At 72.2% G+C, this 22835-nt stretch carries 25 protein-coding genes and 1 pseudogene; 14 read left to right on the top strand and 12 right to left on the bottom strand.

What is annotated here, in order from left to right; genetic code table 11:
* Positions 1-33 precede the first annotated feature (33 nt).
* The 3 genes from argJ to ACPPVX_RS22410 all read right to left on the bottom strand — a co-directional run bounded on the left by argJ (position 34) and on the right by ACPPVX_RS22410 (position 2874).
* Entirely contained in the window at positions 34-1203 is a 1170-nt protein-coding gene (gene argJ / locus ACPPVX_RS22420; protein ID WP_426572807.1) for a bifunctional glutamate N-acetyltransferase/amino-acid acetyltransferase ArgJ, read from the bottom strand.
* Between the two features lie 170 nt (positions 1204-1373).
* Positions 1374-2417 carry an N-acetyl-gamma-glutamyl-phosphate reductase gene (gene argC / locus ACPPVX_RS22415; protein WP_426572806.1) on the bottom strand — a complete coding sequence of 348 codons (1044 nt, stop codon included), beginning with the start codon at positions 2415-2417 and terminating at the stop codon, positions 1374-1376.
* A 46-nt stretch (positions 2418-2463) separates the two neighbouring features.
* A complete protein-coding gene (locus ACPPVX_RS22410; protein ID WP_426572805.1) occupies positions 2464-2874 on the bottom strand; it encodes a hypothetical protein in 411 nt (136 codons plus the stop codon).
* A gap of 166 nt (positions 2875-3040) precedes the next feature.
* Between ACPPVX_RS22410 and ACPPVX_RS22405 the strand changes: the two genes are divergently transcribed.
* A complete protein-coding gene (locus tag ACPPVX_RS22405; RefSeq protein ID WP_426572804.1) occupies positions 3041-3628 on the top strand; it encodes an NADPH-dependent FMN reductase in 588 nt (195 codons plus the stop codon).
* Between the two features lie 39 nt (positions 3629-3667).
* Here the strand turns inward: ACPPVX_RS22405 and ACPPVX_RS22400 are convergent, their stop codons facing one another.
* The gene (locus ACPPVX_RS22400; RefSeq protein WP_426572803.1) at positions 3668-4471 is read right to left on the bottom strand and encodes a hypothetical protein; all 804 of its coding nucleotides are present in this window, start codon (positions 4469-4471) and stop codon (positions 3668-3670) included.
* An 81-nt stretch (positions 4472-4552) separates the two neighbouring features.
* Between ACPPVX_RS22400 and ACPPVX_RS22395 the strand changes: the two genes are divergently transcribed.
* From ACPPVX_RS22395 to ACPPVX_RS22340, 12 genes and pseudogenes are all read left to right on the top strand, one after another.
* Positions 4553-5149 carry a TetR/AcrR family transcriptional regulator gene (locus tag ACPPVX_RS22395; protein WP_426572802.1) on the top strand — a complete coding sequence of 199 codons (597 nt, stop codon included), beginning with the start codon at positions 4553-4555 and terminating at the stop codon, positions 5147-5149.
* Positions 5146-6351: a cytochrome P450 gene (locus tag ACPPVX_RS22390; protein WP_426572801.1), complete on the top strand. Its 1206-nt coding sequence runs from the start codon at positions 5146-5148 to the stop codon at positions 6349-6351. Before ACPPVX_RS22395 ends, ACPPVX_RS22390 begins: the two co-directional genes overlap by 4 nt.
* Positions 6351-7142, top strand: a complete 792-nt coding sequence (locus tag ACPPVX_RS22385) for an SDR family oxidoreductase (protein WP_426572800.1) — start codon at positions 6351-6353, stop codon at positions 7140-7142. Before ACPPVX_RS22390 ends, ACPPVX_RS22385 begins: the two co-directional genes overlap by 1 nt.
* Positions 7143-7153: 11 nt before the next feature.
* A pseudogene (locus ACPPVX_RS22380) lies at positions 7154-8509 on the top strand (cytochrome P450); the annotation flags it as partial.
* Between the two features lie 21 nt (positions 8510-8530).
* Positions 8531-8806 (top strand): ferredoxin, encoded by a 276-nt coding sequence (locus ACPPVX_RS22375; protein ID WP_426575072.1) that lies wholly within the window; start codon positions 8531-8533, stop codon positions 8804-8806.
* Between the two features lie 104 nt (positions 8807-8910).
* Positions 8911-9474, top strand: a complete 564-nt coding sequence (locus ACPPVX_RS22370; RefSeq protein WP_426572799.1) for a nuclear transport factor 2 family protein — start codon at positions 8911-8913, stop codon at positions 9472-9474.
* The gene (locus ACPPVX_RS22365; protein ID WP_426572798.1) at positions 9474-10934 is read left to right on the top strand and encodes an aldehyde dehydrogenase; all 1461 of its coding nucleotides are present in this window, start codon (positions 9474-9476) and stop codon (positions 10932-10934) included. The genes ACPPVX_RS22370 and ACPPVX_RS22365 overlap by 1 nt, the downstream gene beginning before the upstream one ends.
* A 56-nt stretch (positions 10935-10990) precedes the next feature.
* The gene (locus ACPPVX_RS22360) at positions 10991-11743 is read left to right on the top strand and encodes an SDR family oxidoreductase (RefSeq protein ID WP_426572797.1); all 753 of its coding nucleotides are present in this window, start codon (positions 10991-10993) and stop codon (positions 11741-11743) included.
* Positions 11740-12597 (top strand): NAD(P)-dependent oxidoreductase, encoded by an 858-nt coding sequence (locus tag ACPPVX_RS22355; RefSeq protein ID WP_426572796.1) that lies wholly within the window; start codon positions 11740-11742, stop codon positions 12595-12597. The genes ACPPVX_RS22360 and ACPPVX_RS22355 overlap by 4 nt, the downstream gene beginning before the upstream one ends.
* Before the next feature lie 33 nt (positions 12598-12630).
* Positions 12631-13047 carry a carboxymuconolactone decarboxylase family protein gene (locus ACPPVX_RS22350; RefSeq protein WP_426572795.1) on the top strand — a complete coding sequence of 139 codons (417 nt, stop codon included), beginning with the start codon at positions 12631-12633 and terminating at the stop codon, positions 13045-13047.
* Positions 13044-14297, top strand: coding sequence for a hypothetical protein (locus tag ACPPVX_RS22345; protein ID WP_426572794.1), 1254 nt, complete (start codon positions 13044-13046; stop codon positions 14295-14297). The genes ACPPVX_RS22350 and ACPPVX_RS22345 overlap by 4 nt, the downstream gene beginning before the upstream one ends.
* A 102-nt stretch (positions 14298-14399) precedes the next feature.
* Positions 14400-15344 (top strand): alpha/beta hydrolase fold domain-containing protein, encoded by a 945-nt coding sequence (locus tag ACPPVX_RS22340; protein WP_426572793.1) that lies wholly within the window; start codon positions 14400-14402, stop codon positions 15342-15344.
* A gap of 14 nt (positions 15345-15358) precedes the next feature.
* Here ACPPVX_RS22340 and ACPPVX_RS22335 read toward each other — a convergent pair whose 3' ends face one another.
* Genes ACPPVX_RS22335 through infC form a run of 7 tightly spaced genes read right to left on the bottom strand, consistent with a single transcriptional unit; the run spans position 15359 to position 21988 of the window.
* A complete protein-coding gene (locus ACPPVX_RS22335; RefSeq protein ID WP_426572792.1) occupies positions 15359-16084 on the bottom strand; it encodes an MOSC domain-containing protein in 726 nt (241 codons plus the stop codon).
* Positions 16085-16125: 41 nt separating this feature from the next.
* Positions 16126-18534 carry a phenylalanine--tRNA ligase subunit beta gene (gene pheT, locus ACPPVX_RS22330; protein ID WP_426572791.1) on the bottom strand — a complete coding sequence of 803 codons (2409 nt, stop codon included), beginning with the start codon at positions 18532-18534 and terminating at the stop codon, positions 16126-16128.
* The gene (locus ACPPVX_RS22325; RefSeq protein ID WP_426572790.1) at positions 18534-19532 is read right to left on the bottom strand and encodes a phenylalanine--tRNA ligase subunit alpha; all 999 of its coding nucleotides are present in this window, start codon (positions 19530-19532) and stop codon (positions 18534-18536) included. Before ACPPVX_RS22325 ends, pheT begins: the two co-directional genes overlap by 1 nt.
* A gap of 58 nt (positions 19533-19590) precedes the next feature.
* Positions 19591-20388 carry a TrmH family RNA methyltransferase gene (locus tag ACPPVX_RS22320; RefSeq protein WP_426572789.1) on the bottom strand — a complete coding sequence of 266 codons (798 nt, stop codon included), beginning with the start codon at positions 20386-20388 and terminating at the stop codon, positions 19591-19593.
* 52 nt (positions 20389-20440) lie between these two features.
* Complete coding sequence (rplT, locus tag ACPPVX_RS22315; protein WP_426572788.1) at positions 20441-20815, bottom strand: 50S ribosomal protein L20; 375 nt, start codon at positions 20813-20815, stop codon at positions 20441-20443.
* Positions 20816-20847: 32 nt separating this feature from the next.
* A complete protein-coding gene (gene rpmI, locus ACPPVX_RS22310) occupies positions 20848-21042 on the bottom strand; it encodes a 50S ribosomal protein L35 (RefSeq protein WP_426572787.1) in 195 nt (64 codons plus the stop codon).
* 43 nt (positions 21043-21085) lie between these two features.
* Positions 21086-21988 carry a translation initiation factor IF-3 gene (gene infC, locus ACPPVX_RS22305; protein WP_426572786.1) on the bottom strand — a complete coding sequence of 301 codons (903 nt, stop codon included), beginning with the start codon at positions 21986-21988 and terminating at the stop codon, positions 21086-21088.
* 165 nt (positions 21989-22153) lie between these two features.
* Here infC and ACPPVX_RS22300 point away from each other — a divergent pair, with 165 nt between their 5' ends.
* Positions 22154-22579 (top strand): hypothetical protein, encoded by a 426-nt coding sequence (locus tag ACPPVX_RS22300; protein WP_426572785.1) that lies wholly within the window; start codon positions 22154-22156, stop codon positions 22577-22579.
* 16 nt (positions 22580-22595) lie between these two features.
* Here the strand turns inward: ACPPVX_RS22300 and ACPPVX_RS22295 are convergent, their stop codons facing one another.
* Entirely contained in the window at positions 22596-22835 is a 240-nt protein-coding gene (locus tag ACPPVX_RS22295; protein ID WP_426572784.1) for a cold shock domain-containing protein, read from the bottom strand.

Genomic DNA, 22835 nt, shown 5'->3' with positions numbered 1-22835 from the left:
TGCCGGGAACCCGGGTCGGCGGTGTGCTGGTGGTCAGCTGCCGCCGGTGTTCTCGTCGATGTACTCGTGGGTGAGGTCGTTGGTGAGGACGGTGAACGTGCCGTCGCCGAGACCGAGGTCGCACACGATGTCGAGGTGGCGCTGCGCCATGTGGGTGGCGACGGTGGCCTCGTCGTGGGCGATGGTGATGCCGCCGGCCGCCACGGTGACCCCGCCGTAGCTGACCGCCACCTGCTCCTGGTCCATCGCGATGCCGGCCACGCCGAGCTCGCTGGCGAGGCGGCCCCAGTAGGGGTCCTGGCCGAACCACGAGCACTTGCACAGGGCGCTGGCGGCGATCTGGCGGGCGCCGGCCTCGGCGTCGGCATCGGTGGCCGCACCGGTGACCGTGAGCTTCACGACCTTGGTGGCCCCCTCCGCGTCGCCCGCCATCTGGCCGGCGAGGTCGGCGCACACCTGACCGACGGCGGCGGCCAGCTCGTCGTGGTCGACGGGGCCGGCGGCGCCGCTGGCCAGGAGGATCACGGTGTCGTTGGTGGACCGGCAGGCATCGGTCATCAAGATGTTGAAGCTGGTGGAGACGGCGCCGCGGAGGATCTCGCGCAGCTCGTCGTTCGTGGCCTCGGCATCGGTGGTGAGCACGGCCAGCATCGTCGCCATGTTGGGGCTGAGCATCGCCGCGCCCTTGGCCATGCCACCGACGACGGCGCCGGTCTCCCCGACCGGCGCCGTCGACACCTTGCGCGCCGTGTCCGTGGTGCGGATGGCCTCGGCAGCAGCGACGTCACCATCGGCCGCCCTGGCGGCGGCGAGCGCCGGCACCCCCGCGACGATCGTGTCGATGGGCAGCGGGATGCCGATGAGCCCGGTGCTGCACACCAGGACCTCGTGCGGATCGCAGCCCAGCTGCTCGGCGGCCGCCGCGCACATGGCCTGGGCGTCGGCCCGGCCCTGGGCGCCCGTGGCAGCGTTGGCGTTGCCCGAGTTCAGGATCACCGCCACCGCCCGGCCACCGGTGCGGGCCAGGTGGGCATCGGAGGTCAGCACCGGCGCCGCGGTCATCTTGTTGTCGGTGAACACGGCGGCAGCCGCCACGGGCACGCCGTCGGCGGTGGCCACCAGCGACAGGTCGGGGTCGCCGGACGGCTTCAGCCCGCAGTGGATGCCTGCGGCCACGAACCCCTTCGCTGCGGTGACGCTCATCTGCTTCCTCTCTACGCGCCCGGGAGCTCCCGGACGATGGTCGATCTTGCCCGCACCCGGTGGAACATCGACCAGAGAAATCGAGGTCCGAGATCTTGTGGTCGATCGTCCACCGCGGAGGGGGAAGATCGACCAGAGGAGGGTGGGGCGGGCGGGGCTGGGGGGGGGTGCTAGGGGTAGAGGCCGACGAGGGGGAGGCCGGCGGTCTCCTGGAGGCCGAGGGCGACGTTGGCGGCCTGGATGGCACCGCCCGAGGCGCCCTTGGTGAGGTTGTCGAGGGCGGCGATGGCGACGACCCACCCGGTGCGGTCGTCGGCGAAGGCGGTGACGTGGACGGCCTGGGACCCGAGCGTGGCCTTGGTGGACGGCGACTGCTCGCGCACGACCATGAACGGCTCGAGGTCGTAGGCGTCGTGGAGCACCTGCCGGAGCGACTCGGTGGTGACCGCCTCGGTGGGGCGGGCGTAGCAGGTGGCCAAGATGCCCCGGTTCATCGGCGCCAGGTGCGGCGTGAACAGCACCTGGGCGGCGACCCCGGCGGCGTGCGAGAGGTTCTGCTCGATCTCTGGGGTGTGCCGGTGGTTCAAGACGCCGTAGGCGGTGAAGTCCTCGTCGACGGTGTTGAAGTGGTTGGTGGGCTTGGGCACGCGTCCGGCACCGGACACGCCGCTGGCCGCATCGACGATGATCCCCGTGGGCTCCACCAGGCCGGCCTGCAGGAACGGCGCGAGGGCCAAGGTGGCGGTGGTGACGTAGCAGCCGGGCGTGGCGACGAGCTTGGCGCCGGCCAGCTCGGCCCGGAACAGCTCCGGCAGGCCGTAGACGGCGTCGGCGAGCAGCTCGGGCACGGTGTGCGCCTCGCCGTACCACTGGGGGTAGAGCGAGGCGTCCTTCAGCCGGAAGTCGGCAGCCAGGTCGACCACGGTGCGCTTGCCGTCGAGCAGCGCCGGGACGATGGCCTGCGAGGTGCCGTGCGGGAGGCCGCAGAACACCAGCTCGAGGTCGTGGTCGTCGGCGATGGTGTCGGTGGCGGGCACGAACCGGAGGTCGGGGTAGGCGGCGGCCAGGCTCGGGTACAGGTCGGCGACGGCGGTGCCGGCCTGGCTGTCGCCCGTGGCCACCACCACCTCGAGGTCGGGGTGCCCGGCGATCAGGCGCAGCAGCTCCGCCCCGGTGAACCCCGATGCTCCGATGATGCCGACCCGAACCGTCATGGCGACACTCTATGCGCCCACCTGCATGACTATGCAAGTAGGCCGGTCACCCCTCGGCCGCGAGGACGAACTGGCGTCCCTTCACCGGGGCGCCGACCAGCCAGGTGCGGTCCTGGCGCTCGAGGGCGCTGGGGTCTCGGCAGTCGAGCACGACCACCGGGAAGGGCTCGGCGCCGTCGGCCGGCACCAGGACCAGGCCGCCGTCGCGGTGCTCCAGGCGACCGGAGCGCGGGCGCGGCTGGCGCAGGGAGCGGTCGATGGCGACGCGGGAGAGCCCGATCTGGCCACCCTCGTTCGAGATGACCTCGACCGTGAGCGCATCGCCGTACACCGCCTCGTCGAGCTGGTCGGCGGCCCCGTAGCGGGACCGGTCGAGCTGACCCTCCGCGCTCCCGAGCTCCACGGTGACGCCGCGCTTCACCAGCCCGACCACCATCCCGGTGACGATCGTGCCCACCGCCGGTCCCCGAGGACCCCGCCGCTCCCCTGCTCCTCTGGCCACCGCTCCACCCTCGCTCCCGGACGGGTCCGGCCGCAACCGGGGGCGAACCCGGCGGGACCAGGCGGAATCCGACCCGCGTTCGGGTTGAATCGTCGGGCCGCCCGCGACGCAGGAGCCCGCCATGCCCGTCCCCCACATCCAGGTCATCCTCGGCACCACGAGGCCCGGCCGCTTCTCCGAGCGGGTCGGCGACTGGCTCGTGGACCGGCTGGGGCAGCGCGACGACCTGACCGTCGAGCTGCTCGACCTGCGCGACCACCCGCTGCCCATCTACGAGCTCGACGTCGCCCCCGCTCGCGCCGGGCGCGAGTACGAGACGCCGGAGGTGCGGCGCTTCGGCGAGCGCCTCGACCAGGCCGACGGCTACGTGGTGGTGACCGGCGAGTACAACCACGGCTACTCGTCGTCGCTGAAGAACGCGCTCGACCACGTGTTCCCGGAGCTCCACCGCAAGCCGATCACGTTCGCGGCGTACGGCCAGGTGGGCGGCGCCCGGGCCGTGGAGCAGCTGCGCCAGGTGGTGGTGGAGCTGGAGATGGCCCCGCTGCGCCACGCCGTGCACATCCTGCCGAGCGTCCTGATCGCGGCCCGGCAGTTGGACCCGTTCACCATCGAGGCCTTCGCCGAGCTCGACGACCGGCTCGCTCACGCCACCGACGACCTGGTCTGGTGGGCGAGCGCGCTGGCCTCGGCGCGGGCCGAGGGCTGACCGGCAGCGCCTCAGCCCAAACGGATCAGCCCAAGCGGATCAGCCGGCGTAGGACGCCGTGCCCGACACGGGCACGGCCGCAGCCGGCGCAGCTCCGGTGGAGCCGGCCGCCGTGGTCGACGCCGTAGAGCCCGGCGCCGTGGTGGGCGCGGCGGAGGTCGTGGTGGGCGTGCTGGTCGACGTCGTCGTCGACGTGGTCGACGTCGTGGAGGCAGGGACCAGGCGCGAGAGGCAGTTCACCGACGGGTCGGCCGCGAAGTTCCACCCCTGGAGCAGGTACTGCTGGGCCGGGTCGGGGCCCGCGTAGAGACCGTCGCTCGGCGCGATGGAGAAGCAGCGCCCATCGGTGAGGTCGATCGCCACCCGCACGAAGGGCGAGGACTCGGACCCCCGGACGAACCGGGCGTGCCCGGTGCCGACCACCTCGGTGCCGGCGGCGTTCGTGGTCTCGCCGTAGAGGTCGAGGATCAGCGCGTCGCCGTCGACGCGGCACAGCTGCGCCGAGGTCCACCGGGTGGGCAGGATCTCGCCGTCGAACAGCTGGAACCCGATCGGGCCATCGTCGAGCACCTCGACGTCGCCGCACCCGAACTGGCCCTCGATGGGGCCCGGGTTGTCGACATCGGCGAACGACCGGGCGCCGGCGTCGATGTCGGGAGGCGCGTCGGACGTCGGCTCCGACCGGAAGTCGGCGGGGAACGGTGCCGACGACCAGACGTCAGCCGAGGCTGGTCCACTGACGGTCGCCACCACCACGAGCGCCATCGCGGCGACGAGCCCGCCCAGCGCCACGCCGCTCCTGCCGCGACCGTGCCTGCTCCACCCACCCATGATCCGCGCCATCGAGGGAGCTTACGACCGGCTTCGGCGCGGCGACGGGAGGGTGCTTGACAGCGCGGGCCATCGGTCGTAGAAACTGGACTCGTGTCCAGCACTGGTGTCCAGGTTCCTGCTCCGGCCACCCGGCGGCACCTCAGCGACCGCCAGGCGCGCACGGTCGACCGGCTCACCGAAGCCGCCGTCGCCGAGCTGATCGCCACCGGGTACTCGGCCCTCACCGTGCGCAGCGTCGCCAAGCGCGCCGGCGTCGCCCCGGCGACGGCCTACACCTACTTCGCGTCGAAGGAGCACCTCGTGGCCGAGGTGTTCTGGCGCCGCTTCGACGGCCAGGACGCCGCCCCGATCGACCGCCGCCGCTCCCCCGCCAACCGGGCCACCGATGTGCTCCTCGGCTTCGCCCTCGTCGTGGCCGACGAGACCGAGCTGGCCGCAGCGTGCACCGTCGCCCTCCTCGCGGACGACCCCGAGGTGCGGGAGCTGCGGCTGCGCATCGGGCTCGAGATGCACCGGCGGCTCACCGAGGCCCTCGGTGACGACGCCTCGCCCGCGGCGGTGCAGACGCTCGAGCTGGCCACCACCGGCGCGCTGCTCCAGGTCGGCACCGGCCACCTGGCCTACGACGCCATCCCCGGACTGCTGGCCGACGCGGCCGCCCTGGTGCTGGGAGGCGCCGCCCGATGACCGTCACCAGCGAACCGCTCGTCTACGACCCCTACGCCTACGAGATCCACGAGGATCCGTACCCCACCTACGCCCGCCTGCGCGAGGAAGCCCCGCTCTACCGCAACGACGAGCGCAACTTCTGGGCCCTGTCGCGGCACGAGGACGTGATGGCGGCGTTCCGCGACTCGGAGCGGTTCTCCAACGCCGAGGGCGTGTCGATCGACCCGGCGGCGTCGGGCCCCCACGCCCACCGCACCATGTCGTTCCTGGCGATGGACCCGCCGCAGCACGGCCGCATGCGCGGCCTCGTGGCCCGGGGCTTCACGCCCCGGCGGGTGGCCGGCATGGAGGAGGGCATCCGGGCGCTCACGGTGCAGCACCTCGATGCCTGCATGGAGAAGGGCGACTTCGACTTCGTCGCCGATCTGGCCGGCAAGGTCCCGATGGACGTCATCTCGGAGATGCTCGGGGTGCCGCAGGCCGACCGGGCCATGCTGCGCCGCCAGTCCGACCTGCTGATCCACCGTGAGGAGGGCGTGACCGACGTGCCCCCCGCCGGCGTGGAGGCCGCGTTCGCCCTGGTCATCTACTACGCCGACCTCATCGCCGACCGCCGGGCCCACCCGGGCGACGATCTCGTGTCGGCGCTGTGCGCCGCGGAGGTCGATGGTGATCGCCTCACCGACGACGAGATCACCGGCTTCCTGTTCCTGATGGTGGTGGCCGGCAACGAGACCACCACCAAGCTCCTCGCCCACGCCTGGTACTGGGCGTGGCTGAACCCCGACGAGCGGGCCAGGGCGTTCGCCGACCCGGCCCGCATCCCCGACTGGGTCGAGGAGACGCTGCGGTACGACACGTCGAGCCAGATGCTCGCCCGGGTCACCACCAGCGACCTGACCTACTACGGGCAGACCATCCCCAAGGGCGACCGCGTGCTGCTGCTCGCCGGATCGGCGAACCGTGACGAGCGGGCGTTCGCCGACCCCGATCGCTACGACCTCGACCGCGACCGCGAATCGGTCGGCATCGCCAGCTTCGGCGTGGGCCGCCACTTCTGCATGGGGGCGTCGCTGGCCCGCCTGGAGGCCCACATCGTGCTCGAGGAGCTGGTGAAGCGGGTGCGCTCGTACGAGATCGACCCGGCCGGCACCCGCCGCGTCCACTCCGTCAACGTGCGCGGCTTCGAGTCGCTGCCCACCCTCGTGAAGGTCCGCTGATGCCCCGCTTCGAACCGCACCCCGCCCGCCGCCCGGCCATCGTCACCGGCGCGTCGTCGGGCATCGGGGCCGCCGCCGCCCAGGCGCTGGCCGCAGCCGGACACCCGGTCGTGCTGGCCGCCCGCCGCGTCGAGCGCCTCACCGATCTGGCCAAGGCCATCATCGACGCGGGCGGCGAGGCCGCCGCCCTGGCCCTCGACCTGGCCGACCCGGCCTCGATCGACGCGTTCGCCGTCGCCGCCGAGGAGGCGTTCGGCCCGGTCGACATCGTGGTGTCGAACGCAGGCGAGGTGGCGCCCCACACCGCCCTCGACTCCGACCCCGACGAGTTCGCCACCTCGGTGCACGTCAACCTCCTGGGCGCCCAGCGCCTCGCGGCCCGGCTCGGTCCGGCCATGGTCGAGCGGGGCCACGGCGACATCGTCTTCGTGACCTCCGACGTGGTGGTGCGGCCCCGCACCCACATGTCGTCGTACGTCGCCGCCAAGGCCGGGCTCGAAGGCCTGGCCCGCTCGATGCAGATGGAGCTCGAGGGCACGGGCGTGCGCGTCGGCATGGTCCGGCCCGGCCCGTCGTCCACCGAGCAGGGCACCACCTGGAGCGAGGAGACCATCCTCCACGTCATGCCGTACTGGGAGAAGTGGGGCCACCTGCGCCACAACGGCGCCCTCCTCCCCGAGAACGTGGCCCAGGCCATCGTCGTCATGGTGTCGGTCCCCAAGGGGACGCACCTCACCCTCATCGAGGTCGAGCCCGAAGCGCCCGTCCTCCCCGATCGGAGCCACACGTGACCGACACCCTCATCCCCACCGAGCTGCCCGAGCCGCCCAAGGTCTCCGGGGGCGATCACCCCACCGGGCACCTCGAGGAGCTGCGCGCCGACCCCATCGGCCTGATGGAGCGCACCCGCGCCGAGTGCGGCGACGTCGGCGAGTTCCGCCTCGCCGACAAGGAGGTGGTGCTGCTCACCGGCGCCGAGGCCAACGAGGTCTTCTTCCGGGCCACCGACGACGACCTCGACCAGGCCGCCGCCTACCCGTTCATGACCCCGATCTTCGGGGAGGGCGTGGTGTTCGACGCCTCCCCCGAGCGCCGGCGCGAGCAGCTCCACAACATGGCGCTGCGCGACAAGCAGATGCGCGGCCACGCCGAGACCATCCAGCGCGAGGTCGACGAGATGGTGGCCCGCTGGGGCGATGGCGGCGAGATCGATCTCCTCGACTGGTTCTCGGAGCTGACCATCTACACGTCGTCGTCGTGCCTCATCGGCCGCAAGTTCCGCCTCGACCTCGATGACCGCTTCTCGCACCTCTACCACGAGCTCGAGCAGGGCACCGACGCCATCGCCTACGTCGACGCCTACGCCGACATCCCGTCGTTCCACGCACGCGACCGCGCCCGTGCCGGCCTGGTCGAGCTGGTGGGAGCGATCATGGACAAGCGCGAGGAGGCGGGGGCGCCCGTCGAGAAGGACGACCGCGACCTCCTCGACGTGCTCATGTCGATCCGAGACGACGAGGGCGCCCTCCGCTTCGACGCCGACATGATCACCGGCATGTTCATCTCGATGATGTTCGCCGGGCACCACACCACCTCGGGCACTGCGGCCTGGACGCTCATCGAGCTGCTGCGCCACCCCGAGGAGATGGCCGCGGTGGTGGCCGAGCTCGACGACCTCTACGCCGACGGCACCGAGGTGAGCTACCAGGCCCTGCGCGAGATGCCCCGCCTCGAGGGCGCGATCAAGGAGGCCCTCCGCCTCCACCCGCCCCTGATCCTGCTGCTGCGGGTGTCCAACATCGACCTCGAGGTCGGCGGCCACCTCATCCGCAAGGGGAAGATGGTGGCGGCCTCCCCCTCCGTCTCGAACCGCCTGCCCGAGGCGTTCGGCGATGCCGAGGCCTTCCGGCCCGGCCGGTACCTCGAGGACCCCGCGGCCGACGCGGCCAACCCGTGGAACTGGATCCCCTTCGGCGCCGGCCGCCACCGCTGCGTCGGGGCCGCCTTCGCCATGATGCAGCTCAAGGCCATCTTCTCGGTCCTGCTCAAGGACTGGTCCTTCGAGGCCGCCCAGCCGCTCGACAGCTACCGCAACGACCACTCCAAGATGGTCGTGCAGCTGGCCCAGCCCTGCCTCGCCACGTTCCAGCGCCGCACGGCCGGAGCGAGCGCGGCGGCCGTGGCCGGCGCTCCCGGCGACGCCGCGGCAGTCGAAGCGCCGGCTCGAGCGTCGGCACCGGGCACCCGCGCCGACGGGTGGCGCATCGCCGTCGACACGGACCTGTGCCAGGGCCACGCCGTCTGCCAGAGCGAGGCGCCCGGGGTGTTCGAGGTCTCCAAGACCGGCGACCTGACCATCCTCGACCAGCGTCCACCCGAAGAGCTGCGCCAGGCCGCGGAGGCCGCGGTCCGCTACTGCCCCACCCACGCCCTGTCGATCGTCGACCAGGACTGAGGCCAGGGGAGCTCCGCTCCCGTGGGCGACCACCCACCCAACGGTGCGGCTCACCCGAGCCGGCACCGCACCACCAGCACGACAAGCACACAAGGGGAACGAACATGACCGCCTACCCGCGCGAAGAGATGGAAGCGATGGTGGAGCACTGGCTCCAGGTCAACCGGGAGGCGGAGGCCACCGGCGACTGGGAGCCGATGGCGGCCTGCTACACGGAGGACGCCACCTACGGCTGGAACTACGGCGACCGGGAGAACTTCATGGCCGTCGGCCGTGACGAGATCCGCGAGATCGCCCTCGGCCTGGAGATGGGTGGCCTCGACGGGTGGGAGTACCCGTACCAGGAGACCCTCATCGACGAGACCAAGGGCCAGTTCGTCGGCTTCTGGCGCCAGATCGCCGACGCCACCCGCCCCGACGGGACCCACTACGAGGTGGCCGGCATCGGGGGCAGCTGGTTCCGCTACGCCGGGAACATGCAGTGGAGCTGGCAGCGCGACTGGTTCGACTTCGGCAACGCCGCCGCCCTGTTCATGGAGATGATGACCGACGGCACCCTGTCGGCCGGCATGACCGCCCGCATGGAGCGGTCGCTCAAGCCCGGCCAGCTGCCCGGCCACTACTCGCTCGCCGACACCCCCGTCGGGCTCTGGGAGGTGCCCTCCTGATGGAAGGGCTCGAGCAGAACCTGATCGACGGCAAGCTCGTCGCCGCTTCCAGCGGCGGCACGTTCGAGACCGTCAACCCGGCCACCGAAGAGGTGCTCGGGGTGGCGGCCGACGGCACCGCCGCCGACATGGATGCCGCCATCGACGCCGCCCGCCGGGCGTTCGACGGCGGCGCGCCCGAGTGGGCCGACCCGGCCTTCCGCGCCCGGTGCCTCCGCCAGCTGCGCGAGGCGCTGCAGAGCCACAGCGACGAGCTGCGGGAGCTGACCATCGCCGAGGTGGGTGCTCCCCGCTTCTTCACCACCATCGCCCAGCTCGACTCCCCCGTCGAGGACCTGGGGTACGCGGCCGACCTGGCCGAGTCGTACGAGTGGACCAAGGACATGGGCGAGGCCTCGCCCGTCGGGATCAAGAGCCACCGCTGGGTGGTGCGCGAGCCGGCCGGCGTCGTCGGCGCCATCACGCCGTGGAACTTCCCGCACCAGATCAACCTGGCCAAGGTCGGACCGGCGCTCGCTGCCGGCTGCACCGTGGTGCTCAAGCCGGCGCCTGACACGCCGTGGGCGGCCGCTTCCGTCGCCGCCATCGCCGCCAACGAGACCGACATCCCGCCCGGCGTGCTCAACGTGGTCAACAGCTCCGACCACGCCCTGGGCGCCATGCTCAGCACCGATCCTCGCGTCGACGTGGTGTCGTTCACCGGCTCCACGGCCACCGGCCGCAAGGTCATGGCCAACGCCGCCGAGTCGCTCAAGCGGGTGTTCCTCGAGCTCGGCGGCAAGTCGGCGTTCATCATCCTCGACGATGCCGACGTCAGCGCCGCCGCTTCGCTCGCCGCGTTCACGGCGTGCAGCCACGCCGGGCAGGGCTGCGCCATCACCACCCGCCTGCTGATCCCGCGGGCCCGCTACGACGAGGTGGTCGAGGCGGCCGCCGCAACGATGAGCGCGCTCGCCGCCGGCGACCCGCAGGCGCCCGGCACGATCTGCGGTCCGGTGATCTCGGCCCGCCAGCGAGACCGGATCGAGGGCTACCTCCGCTCGGCCACCGAGCAGGGCGGCACCTTCGCCACCGGCGGCGGCCGCCCCGCCGACCAGGAGCGCGGCTTCTTCATCGAGCCCACCCTGATCACCGGCCTCGACAACTCGGCGCGGGTGGCCCAGGAGGAGATCTTCGGTCCGGTCCTCGTCGCCATCCCCCACGACGGCGACGACGATGCGGTCCGCATCGCCAACGACTCTCCCTACGGCCTCTCGGGCGCGGTGCACTCCGCCGACCCGGACCGGGCCTGGGCCGTGGCTCGCAAGGTCCGTACCGGGACCCTGAGCATCAACGGCGGGATCTGGTACTCCGCCGACATGCCGTTCGGGGGCTACAAGGCCTCGGGCATCGGCCGCGAGATGGGCGTCGCCGGCTTCGAGGAGTACCTCGAGACCAAGGCCATCTCCACCGCCGTCTAGCGACCGCGGTCCACCCACCAACGAGCACGACGACGACGAAGAAGAAGGACGGAGACATGGGCAGGTTCGACGAGAAGGTCGCCATCGTGACCGGGGCAGCCGGAGGCATCGGTGAGGCCTACGCACGGGCGCTCGCCGGGGAAGGTGCGTCGGTGGTGATCGCCGACGTCGACGAGGCCAAGGGCGCCGCCACCGCCGCCGACATCACGGCCGCCGGAGGAGGCGCGGCCATCTTCGTGCGCTGCGACGTGAGCGACAGCACCTCGGCCGAGGCGATGGCCGCCGCCACCGTCGAGCGCTTCGGCGGCCTCGACCTGCTGGTCAACAACGCCGCCATCTACGGGAACATGCAGTTCGATCTGCTCATCACCGTCGACTGGGACTACTACCGGAAGTTCATGAGCGTGAACATGGACGGCGCCCTGGTCTGCACCCGGGCGTGCTACTCGCACATGGCGGCTCGCGGCGGCGGCTCGATCGTCAACCAGTCGTCCACGGCGGCGTGGCTGTACTCGGGCTTCTACGGCCTGGCCAAGGCCGGGGTGAACAGCCTCACGCAGCAGCTGGCCCACGAGCTCGGCGGCCAGGGGATCCGCGTCAACGCCATCGCCCCCGGGCCCACCGACACCGAGGCCACCCGCAACCAGGTGGGCGAGGGCATGGTCAAGAGCCTGGTGAAGGACCTGGCCATCAAGCGCCCGGGCACGCCCGCCGACATGGTCGGCGCCTGCCTGTTCCTCCTGTCCGACGAGTCCGCGTGGGTCACCGGCCAGATCTTCAACGTCGACGGCGGGCAGGTGTTCCGGTGAGCGGCGTCGGGTTCATCGGCCTGGGTCAGATCGGCGGCCCCATGGCCACGCGCCTCCTCGAGTGGCCCGACGGCCTCACGGTCTTCGACATCTCCCCCGCCGCCACCGAGCCGTTCGCCCGCGCCGGCGCCCACGTGGCCACCTCCCCCGCCGGCGTGGCCGAGCGCGCCGAGGTCATCTCGATCATGGTGTTCGACGACGCCCAGGTGACCGAGGTGCTCACCGGCCCCGACGGGATCCTGGCCACCGCCCGTCCCGGCACCGTGGTGGCCATCCACTCCACGGTGGAGCCCGACACCCCCGCCCGCCTCGCCGCCATCGCCGCCGAGCACGGCGTCGAGGTGCTCGACGCGCCGGTCAGCGGCGGCTTCATGGGCGCGCACAGCGGCGAGCTGGCGTTCATGGTCGGCGGGTCCGACGAGGCCGTGGCCAAGGTCCGCGAGCCGTTCGCGCTGATGGGCCCGCTCGTGGGCCACCTCGGCCCGATCGGCGCCGGCACCCGCGCCAAGCTGGCCCGCAACCTCATCACCTTCGCCGCCTACTCGGCGGTGGGTGAGGCGCTCCGCCTGGCCGAGGCCGCCGGCGTCGACCTGGTCAAGCTGGGCGAGGTGGTCCGCCACTCCGACAAGGTCACCGGCGGCCCCGGGTCGATCATGATCCGCGGCACCGCCACCCCGCTGGCCCCCGACGACGGCCTGACCCCGATCTTCACCCACACCCGGGGCCTCGGCGAGAAGGACCTGCACCTGGCCATCGCGCTGGGCGAGCAGGTCGGCGTCGACCTGCCCATCGCCCACCTGGCGCTCGAGCAGCTGGGTGCCGCCCTCGGCGTGCCCCGCCAGCCCGATGCCTGAGCGATCCCCGATCCGATCCTGGAGGATGAACCCGTGACCGACGAAGGAACCACCCCCGACAGCGAGCAGCGCGCCCGAGGCAAGGCCCTCATGAAGGACGTCTACGGGTGGGACGTCGACCACGTCGTCGGACCGTTCGTGGAGTACACGGTCGACCACCTCTTCGCCGAGGTGTGGAACGAGGGCAAGCTCACCGTCAAGGAGCGGCGCCTGATGCTGATCGGCATGGCGGCCGGCTCGGGCCTCGAAGACGTCGCCGGGCTCCAGCTCGACGCGGCCGTCCGGCTCGGGGAGCTCGACGCCGACGACCTGCGCACCATCGTGGTGTTCCTCGCCCACTACGCGGGTTGGCCCCGCGCCGCGAAGCTGAACACCGAGGTCGAGGCGATCATCGCCCGGACGGCCAAGGCCGAGGCCAAGGCGGCCGCCGAAGAAGCCGGCCGGTCGTGACCCGGACCGTCGCCCAGCCATGGGCCGGGCGCACCCACGCCGAGCTGGCCGAGCTGGCCCGGGAGCTGCTGCTCGCCGGGCACCTCATCGACCGGTCCGGCATGCCCCACCTGATCTCGCGCTTCGGCCGGGACGGCATGGCCCAGGTCGCCATCGACGAGTGGATGGCGGCCAGCCCGATCTACACCAAGCGCATGCAGCGGCTGCTCGGCTTCGAAGGCGACACCGTCGAGGTGATCTTCAAGGGCATGCAGCTCGACGTGGGCGCGCCCCCCGAGTTCATGGACTTCCGGTACACGGTCCACGACGACCTCCACGGCGAGTTCCACCTCGATCACTGCGGCGCGCTCATGGATGTCGAGCCGATGGGCGACGACTACGTGCAGGCGATGTGTCACGACATCGAGGACCCCACGTTCGATGCCACGGCCACCGCCACCAACCCGCGGGCGCAGGTCCGCCCGATCCACCGCCCACCCCGGATCCCCGCCGACCGAGCCCCGCACTGCGCCTGGACCGTCGAGATCGTCCCCGAGGCCGACCCGCTCCCGTTCCCACCGAAGGCCGAGGCGCTGGCGCGCTCCGAGGCCGCCGGCCTCGCCCTGGCCGCGCCCGACCCCTCCCTGCCGACCGACGACGGCTGGGCCGACTACGCCGGACCGCTCGACCCCGACCTGGTCATGGAGCGCTTCTCGTCGGCCACCCTCTCGCAGATCTGCGACGAGGTGGCGCTCCAGGGGCACCTCCTGTCGCGGGCGTACCTGGTGGAGGTGGCCGAGAAGACCACCCCGGACGACGTGATCGTGGTGGGCGTGCAGCAGGCCGCCGGCGTCGCCGGGCTCACCGCTAAGCGCCTCGGCGCCGCCCTGGGCATCGAGCGGGACCTCGACGGCCTGGCCGAGGTCTTGGCCGTCCACCCGCTCCTGCTCCCCCGCGCCTACGCCGCCCTCGACCTGGAACGCACCCCCGATGCGCTCGACGTGGTCCTGGGCCCGTGCCCCGCGGTGGGCCAGGACGACGGGCTCAGCTGGCCTGCGCTGCTGGTCGGCCCGGCGGGCGACGAGGTGCTCCGGGCGGCGGCCACCTGCCTCGTGCCCACCTCGACGGTCGAGCGGATCCAGCCCCGCGAGGGCGAGGTCGCCCGGTGGCGGATCACCGACGACCCCGGTGCCGAGCCCGCCCGCCAGCCCGACGCCGTGACCCTCACCGAGTTCTCGACGGGCGCCGGGTTCGAGTTCCACCGGCGCTGAGCCCAGCGGCGAGGTCCCGCCTCGGCCTACCCTTCGGCAGGGGTCCTGGCCGCAACGGCGCGGCCGGGCTCCTTCCCCTCGCTGCCCACGTCTGGATCCCGCATGCCGCTCGACTCCCGCGTCGACAAGATCGTCAAGCTGATGAACGCGCTCGACCGCGAGCCCGCCGATCGCACGATGGTCCAGCGCCGGGCGGCCTCGGCAGCCCTGGCCCGCCGCGGGGGCGCCCTGGTGATGCCCAAGGGCCCCGAGCCCGCCCAGCAGCGTGACGTCGTCATCCCCGTCGACGGCGGGCAGATCGTGGTGCGCCTCTACGTTCCCCACGTGGCCGGCCCGGTGCCGCTCTACGTGTTCCTCCACGGTGGCGGCTGGTGCATCGGCACCCTCGACGAGCGCGACCCCCGCTGCCGCACGATCTCAGCCGGTGCCAACTGCGTGGTGGCCTCGGTCGACTACCGCATGGCCCCGGAGAACGCCTACCCCACCCCGCCCGAGGACTGCTACGCCGCGCTCGTGTGGCTGAGCGAGCACGCCGACGAGCTGGGCATCGACGCCACCCGCATCGGCATCGGCGGCGAGTCTGCCGGCGCCAACCTGGCCGCCGCGGTGTGCCTCATGGCCCGCGACCGGTCGGGTCCAGCCCTACGTCACCAGTGGCTCGATGTGCCGGCGGTCGACCTGACCATGTCGCAGCCGTCGATCCACTCGGTCCCCGACGGCTACCTGCTCGACCTGGACATCATCCTGGAGTTCCGGGAGGCCTACCTCGGGAGCCTCGACCGCATGACCGAGCCCTACGCCTCCCCCCTGCTCGCCGACGACCTCAGCGGGCTCCCGCCGGCCTGGATCATGAGCTGCGAGTTCGACAAGCTCCGCGACGACGGCGTGGCCTACGCGAGCGCCCTCAAGGAGGCCGGCGTGCCCGTGGAGTCGCAGATCCTCAAGGGCCACGTGCACCCGTCGTTCGCGTTCACCCGCCTGATCCCGTCGGCGAAGGCCTACGAGCGCGAGGCCATCGCCGCCCTGGCCAAGGCCCTCCACGGCTGACCCAGAGCGGCTCGTCAGGGGCCGGGCTCGAGGAGGATCGGGTCGGCGAGGCGGACCCGGCCCGGTTCGAGCACCGTGGCGTAGGCCCGGCTGACGTGGCCGTGGCGGTGGTGCATCAGGCCGAAGTGTCCGTCGGTGAACCACGCCGCGTTCTTGCGGCACGGCACGGAGTAGGCCGAGATCTCGAGCAGCGCATCGCCGGCCTGGAGGTGCACGCCGGGCACGATCCGCTCCCACTCGATCCCGGCCATCGTGATGTTCTCGCCGGCGAGGCCCGGGGCGAGCGGGTGGCCCTCGGCGGCGAACCGGTCGATCACCTCGCGCGACCACAGGCACACCGCCTGCCAAGGGCGGCCGTGGTTGCCGCGGTCGTTCTGGCGGTCGCCGATGACCCCGCCGTAGGAGATCTCGATGGCCTGACGAGGGTGCTTCGGCACGCCGCCGTCGGAGGTGAACAGGCCCACGGTGGTGCCGATGGCGCTCGGGCCGTAGGCCCCGGCCCGGCGCAGCGCGGCCATCGCCGCCCGCCACTCGCCCCAGACCAGCGGGAGCGCCTCTGACTCCTGCACCTCGCCGGCGAGCACGGCGTCGAGCACCGCTTCGGCCGCCACCCGGTGGGGCTCGACGACCCGCACCATCTCGCCCGGCTGGTGGAGCTCGAGCTGGTCGAACAGCGCCCACCCTGCTGCCAGCGTCGACGACCGGTCGCCGTCGGTGAACTGGTAGTGATCGACCTGCATGGGACCGAGGCTACGGCGCACCGGCGCCGGCCCGCCGGTGATCAGCCGCGGAGCGTGGCGCCGAAGGTGCCCTCGACCGCCTCGATGAGGCGGCCGCGCGCCTCGGCGACCTCGGCGTCGGTGAGCGTGCGCTCCACCGATTGGAGGCGCACGGCGAACGCCAGGCTGCGGTGGCCGTCGTCGATGCCGGTCCCCCGGTAGACGTCGAACAGGCGCACCGACCACACGAGGGGGTCGGCGTCGGCGAGGGTGCGCTCGACGTCGATGGCCGAGACCGGCTCGGGCACCACGAACGCGAGGTCGATGTCGCTCGACGGGAAGCGGCTGATCTGGCGGTAGGCCTCGCTGCGCCGCGGGGCCCCGTAGAGCGCCCCCAGGTCGACCTCGAGGTAGGCCACCCGCTCGCCGATGTCGTGACGGCCGAGCACGGCGGGATCGATCTCGCCGACCATGCCGACGACCTGGCCCTGCACCAGCACCTCGGCCCCGCGCGTGGGGTGCAGGCCGGGCAGGGCGGCGTTGCGCACCGACGGCTCGCTCAGGCGCATCTGCTCGGCGAGGACCTGCCAGACCTCGACGGCTGCCGGGGCCTCTCGGCCGGCCAGGACGACGGCGAGGTGCTCGCGCTCGTCGGGGAGCAGCTGGCCCTCGGGCGGCGGGAGGAACACGTGGCCGATCTCCCACACGCCGATGCCGAGCTGGCGGCGGGCGTGGTTGTGCGCCACCGCGGCCACCAGGCCCGGCAGCAGCGCGGTGCGGAGGATGGACTCCTCGGCCACGAGCGGGTTGAGCAGCTCGATGCCGGTCGGGTCCAGCCCGGCGGCGGCGAGCTGGCCGGGGGCCAGGAACGGCAGGGGCAGGGTCTCGGCCAGGCCGAGCCCGCACAGCAGGCGGCGCACCGCCCGGCGCTCGAGCTGGAGGGGCGTGAGGCGCCCGGCGCGGGGTGCGGTGAGCTCCTGGTTCTCGATGTTGGCGTAGCCGAAGTGGCGTCCGACCTCTTCGATGACATCGATCTCGGTGGCCGAGTCGAAGCGCCAGGTGGGGATGGTGACCTGGTGGTCGACGTCGATCGCCTCGGCGGCGAAGCCGATGGGGTCGAGCAGGGCGGCGATGGCCGCCGGGGCCAGGTCGGTGCCCAAGATGGCGTTGACCCGGGTGGTGCGCACCCGCACGGGCGGGCGGGCAGGCAGCGTGGCCAGGACGTCGACCTGGACCGGCTCGGTGGCGGCCCCGCAGATCTCGGCGGCGAGCTGGCAGAACCGGTCGGCCGCCACCTCGATGGCGGCGGGGTCGCACCCCTTCTCGAAGCGGGCCGATGCCTCCGAGCGCAGACCGAGCCGCCGGGAGCTGCGGCTGATCGTGGTGGGGTCGAACCAGGCCATCTCGAGCAGGACGTCGGTGGTGGTGCTGCTGATCTCGCAGCTCGCCCCGCCCATGATCCCGCCGATGCCGACGGGAGCGTCGTCGCCGTCGCAGATGAGGAGGTCGTCGACGGTGCAGGTGCGCTCGACATCGTCGAGCGTGGTGAGGGTCTCGCCCTCGGCCGCGTGACGGACGCGCAGGGTGCCCCCGGCGACCTTGTCCAGGTCGTAGGGGTGGCTGGGCTGGCCCAGCTCGAGCATCACGTAGTTGGAGATGTCGACCAGGGCGGAGATGGAGCGCATGCCCAGGTGGGCCAGGCGCTGCTGCATCCACTCGGGCGACGGCGCGGCAGGGTCGACCCCGTGCAGCACGCGGGCGACGAAGCGGCCGCACCCGTCGGGCGTGGCGATGTCGACGGCGAACGCTCGGGCGCCGGCAGGGGCCTCGATCCGGCCGCCGGCACCGCTGGCGCCCCAGGTGACCGCGGCGCTGCGGGGGACGGCGACCGGCGCGGTGGGCGGCACGAAGCCGACACCGACCTTGGCGGCCACGTCCCGGGCCAGACCCACGACGTTCATGGCGTCGGGACGGTTCGGGTTGACCTCGAGCTCCCAGAGCACGTCGGGCTCGACGCCGAGCGCCGCGGTGATGGGTGTCCCCAGGGCGGGCTCGGGACCGAGGATGAAGATCCCGGCGTGGTCGTCGCCGAGGCCCAGCTCTCGAGCCGAGCAGAGCATGCCGTTGGACCACTCGCCGCGGAGCTTGCGGCGCTCGATCTTCATGCCGCCGGGCATCACGGTGCCGAGGGTGGCGAGCGGGACGAGGTCGCCCACCGCCATGTTGAAGGCGCCGCAGCAGATCTGCAGGGCCTCGCCATCGCCGCGATCGACGGTGACGAGCTGGATCTTGTCGGCGTTGGGGTGCGGGCTGAGCGTGAGCACCCGGACGACCTCGATGCCGTCGAGCCCCTCGCCGATGCGCGTCTCCTCCTCGACCGGGGTGCCCAGGTCGTCGAACGCGGCGGCGACCGCGGCCGGGTCGACCGGCGCGTCGAGGAACTCCTGGAGCCAGGAGTGGAGGACCTTCATCAGAACTGCTCCAGGAATCGGATGTCGGTCGACGCCAGCTCGCGCAGGTCGGTGACGCCGTGGCGGGTGGATGCCAGGCGGTCGAGGCCGAAGCCGAAGGCGAACCCGGAGAACTCCTCGGGATCGATCCCGCAGTTGGCGAGCACGTTGGGGTGGACCATGCCGCAGCCGCCCAGCTCGAGCCAGGTGCCGTCGGGGCGCTGGATGTCGAACTCGGCGGAGGGCTCGGTGAACGGGAAGTACGACGGCCGCAGGCGGGAGGTCCAGCCCGGGCCGAAGTAGGCCTTGGTGAAGCGGTCGATGGTGCCGGCCAGGTGGGCGAAGGTGATGCCTCGATCGATGACGAGGCACTCGAGCTGGTGGAACACCGCGAGGTGCGTGGCGTCGGTGGCCTCGTTGCGGTACACCCGCCCGGGCATCACCGAGTAGATCGGCGGCTGCTGGCCCTCCATCACCCGGATCTGGACCGGTGAGGTGTGGGTGCGCATCACCACGTCGCGCGGGCCGCCGAGGCCGACGAAGAACGTGTCCTGCATGTCTCGGGCGGGGTGGTACTGCCCGAAGTTCAGCGCCGTGAAGTTGTGCCAGTCGTCCTCGACCTCGGGCCCCTCGGCCACGTGGAAGCCCAGGCCGACGAACACGTCCTCGAGCTCTTCGATGGTCTGGGTGACCAGGTGGAGGTGGCCCGCGTCGCGGTCGGCGCGGACCTCGGTCAGGTCGAGCCGCTCGGCCTGGGCCAGGGCCAGCTGGGCCTCGGCCTCGAGCTCGGCACGGCGGGCCGCCACAGCGGCCTTGATGGCTTCGCTGGCCTCGTTCATGACCAGGCCGGTCTCGCGCCGCTCGTCGGGGCTCAGGGCGCCGAGCCCCTTCTTCAGGCCCAGCAGCTCGGAGCCCTTGCCGGTGAGCGAGCGCTCGATCTCGGCCAGGCCGTCGAGGGTGCTGGCCTGGGCGATCTGGCTGCCGGAGGAGGCCTGGATGCGGCGGATCTCGTCGATCATGGTGGCGGAACCTTGCCTGTTGCGGGGCCTGCTCGTCCACTTGGTTCCGCCAGCGAACTCACCCCTCCGCAGCCGGTCGGGCGCGCAGGACCTCGAAGCACAGCAACGTGCCCGCCATGGCGACGTTGAGCGACTCGGTGGGACCAGCCATGGCGATGGTGACCAGCAGGTCGGACAGGGCGACGACGTCGTCGGACGCCCCGTGCGCCTCGCTGCCCAGCACCAGCGCGATGGGGTGCGTCAGGTCGGCATCGGTGTGGGGCGTGCCACCGTCGACGACCGCCGTGGCGACCCGGTAGCCGTCGGCGTGGAGACGGGCCAGCGCCACCGCAGGGGTGGGTGCCGTCACCGTGTCGATGCCGAAGAGGGCGCCGGCCGAGGCCCGCACCACCTTGGGGCTGGTGGGGTCGGCACCGCCGGCGCACACCACCGCACCGGCCCCAGCGGCCGCCGCCGCCCGGATGAGCGTGCCGACGTTGCCCGGGATCTGCAGCTCGGCCAGGACCAGCACGAAGCCCGACACCTCGGGGGTGGGCCACTCGGTGCGGCGCTGCGCGACCACGGCCACGATGCCCTGCGACGTGGTGACGTCGCCGACCCGGTCGAGCACACCCGCGGGGACCACCCACGGGTCGATCTCGGCGGGCAGGCGCCGGAGCAGGTCGGCCACCGACGGGCGATCGAGCGACGCCTCGTCGACGTAGAGGTCGTGGACCTCGAGGCCGGCCTGGACCGCCGCCTCCACCAGGACCGGCCCCTCGACGACCAACGCCCGCTGCTCGGTCCGCTCCTCCCGCTTCCGCACCAGTCGAGACAGGCGTTGGAGGCGGGGGTTGCGGGCCGACAGCGGGCGCATGATCAGGGCAGTGCGTGCGGGTCTGCCGGGCGACGAGCGCCCAGCAGGCGGCTCAGGACGCGGCGACCTTGGCGGAGCTGGCGTCGACGGCCACCTTCACCAGGGCAGCGAAGGCGGCCGGGTCGGTGACGGCCAGATCGGCCAGCACCTTGCGGTCGACCTCGACCTCAGCGACCTTCAGGCCGTTGATGAACCGGCTGTAGCTGATGCCGTTGATGCGGCACGCAGCGTTGATGCGGGCGATCCACAGCTTGCGGAACTCGCCCTTGCGGGCCCGGCGATCCCGGAACGCGTACTGCAGGGAGTGCATGACCTGCTCGTTGGCGGCCCGGTACGAACGGCTCTTGTTGCCGTAGTAGCCCTTGGCCCGCTCGAGCGTGGCCCTGCGGTGCTTCTTGGAGTGAACGGCGCGCTTGACTCTTGCCATCTTCGGATCCTCTCTCGATCAGTTCTTCGGGGCTACTTGCCGAGCATCCGCTTGATGCGGGCGGCGTCGCCGGGGGCGACCACGACCTCGTCCTTGAGGCGGCGCGTCACGGTGGACGGCTTCTTCTCGAGGATGTGGTTGCGGAAGGCACGACGGCGGCGGAGCTTGCCGGTGCCCGTGGTCTTGAAGCGCTTGGCTGCGCCGCGGTGGGTCTTCATCTTTGGCATTGCTGGGGTTCCTCCTGTGCCACCTCGGTGGCGGCATCTGCGTTCAGGCTTCGGTCTCTGCTTCGACCGGTTCGGAAGCCGGGGCTTCGGGGGTCTCGATGGGAGCCTCGGGAGCGGGCGATTCAGCGACGGGCGCTTCCGCGACCGGCGCTTCGACGGCAGCGGCGTCGGCGACGGGCGCCTCGTCCACCGGGGCGGAGCCCTCGGCAGCCTGGGCTGCACTGGCCTCCGCGGCGTCGGTCTGCGCCTTCTTCTTGGCGTCGGCCTGGGCCCGCTTGTCGGGAGCCAGGACCATGATCATGTTCCTGGGCCCGTCGAGCTTCGGGTACACCTCGACCTTGCCGGTGTGCTCCACCGCCTCGGCCACCTGGTCGAGGATCTTGCGACCGAGCTCCGGGTGGGCGACCTCTCGCCCTCGGAACATGATCGTGATCTTCACCTTGTGGCCCTCGTCGAGGAACTGCTCCACCTTGCGGGTCTTGGTTCCGAAGTCGCCGCCACCGATCTTGGGGCGGTACTTCATCTCCTTGACGACCACGTTGGTGCTCTTGCGCCGGGATTCCTTGGCCTTCTGGGCCGCCTCGTACTTGAACTTGCCGTAGTCCATGACTCGGCAGACGGGCGGGTTGGCCTTGTCGGCGACCTCGACCAGGTCGAGATCGAGTGCCCTGGCGTAGTTGAGTGCCTCTGGCAGCGGCTTGATCCCGATCTGTTCCCCTTCGGGCCCGACGAGTCGGACCTCCCGGGCTCGGATGCGATCGTTGATCCGCGGCTCGTTGTTGGTGGGTGGCGGTGCTATGGCCGGTGGCTCTTCATCAAGTGCGTAGGTCCTCCCTGACGCATGTGCGATTCGTGGATGTGACTCGGGGACTGCAGCCGCCCGAAAACGAACGAGGCGGATGCCGGAAAAGCCGACATCCGCGAGCGCCGGAGCGCTTTGCAGCATCGACCCGGGCGCACGGTGCTCCGAGGAGCGGGTGGCCGGGTGGGGGCGAGGCCCCGCTTTCCCTTGTTGTTGCGTGTCGTAGGGTACCAGCCGACCCGACCTCCCCGGCAACTCCGCGGCGAGGTCACCGCACGGCGGCGCGCCCGCCAGAACGAGGATCCCCCCATGAGCTTGTGGACACCAGGCGGCGAACACCCGGTCGATCCGGCCGACGGCGGCCAGGGCCAGGGCCCCGGCGCCGGCCCGGGCCAGCCGCCGCTCAGCCCCGACCAGGAGGCCGAGGCGCAGCAGATCGCGGCCGAGATGGCCGAGGTCCGCGCCCAGCTCAGCCAGGTGCCCGCCGCCCAGGTGGTGGCCAACCACGCCATGGGCTGTTGGGAGCTCGCGGCCATCCACCTGTCGGCCCAGCCCCCCAAGTTCGAGGAGGCCCAGCTGGCCATCGACGCCTTCGGCGCCCTCACCGAGGTGCTCAAGGGACGGCTCGGCGACGACGAGGCCACGCTCCACGACGCGCTCGCCCAGCTCCGCCTCGCGTTCGTCCAGATGAAGGCCAGCTTCGACTCCGGCGCCGAGGAGCCCGGCGACAGCTGAGCCCGGCGCCGGTCCGTCAGGTCCGGCGGCGCACCGAGACGGCCTCGAGGCCCGTGGGCCCCGGGACCACGTCGAACGCCACCCAGGTGCCGACCGCGATGGTGCGGCTCCCATCGGCGATCCGGGTGCAGTGGAACGGCCACGACTCCTCGGTCTCGTCCGCGGTGACGGTGCCCGCACCCACCTGGTCGTCGAACGCCGACACCCGTCCCGTGAGGGAGGCGAAGGCGGCGGCGAGGCCCTGGGGTGCGGCCAC

Origin of the sequence: Aquihabitans sp. McL0605 (assembly GCF_049993875.1) — a bacterium.
GTDB lineage: Bacteria > Actinomycetota > Acidimicrobiia > Acidimicrobiales > Iamiaceae > Aquihabitans.
The sequence above is the reverse complement of the archived record's forward strand: the minus strand, read 5'-3'. Positions and strand labels throughout refer to the sequence as shown.